The organism is Paenibacillus sp. 598K, assembly GCF_003851045.1.
Lineage (GTDB): Bacteria > Bacillota > Bacilli > Paenibacillales > Paenibacillaceae > Paenibacillus_D.
In genome coordinates this window covers 452-879 of the sequence record NZ_BFBX01000374.1, presented here as the reverse complement: position 1 = coordinate 879, position 428 = coordinate 452, and the positions used below count along the sequence as shown (strand labels likewise).

1 pseudogene is annotated in these 428 nt (G+C 50.2%); it reads left to right on the top strand.

What is annotated here, in order from left to right:
- Nucleotides 1–78 precede the first annotated feature (78 nt).
- Nucleotides 79–428 (top strand): annotated as a pseudogene (locus tag PA598K_RS35540) (sugar ABC transporter permease); the annotation flags it as partial.

Sequence of the window (428 nt, the reverse complement as noted above, 5' to 3'; positions counted from 1 at the left end):
TCTGCATACTCCGAGGGTAGTTTGCAAACACCCTAGTCACTCCGCAACCGCAGTGTCTATTCCGGAAAGGAGGCCATGATGGCTATATCATCGAAGAATGCCGCCGGCAAGCCTTCAGCCGCCAGATTGCCAGCGCTGTTAAGGCGCGTAGTGGCCAACCGTTATTTGTATTTGATGCTGCTTCCGCCGATCCTGTTTTTCCTTATCTTCGAATACAAGCCCATGTACGGCGCGTTGATTGCCTTCAAGCAGTTCAACCCGTACCTTGGGATCGACAATAGTCCATGGATAGGTTTTCGCAACTTCGAGAAGTTTTTTGAGAGCTATTACTTCTGGCGGCTCCTGAAAAATACCTTCCTGATGAGCTTTTATTCGCTGATCATCATCTTCCCGGCTTCGATCGCCTTTGCGCTGCTGCTCAACGAGCT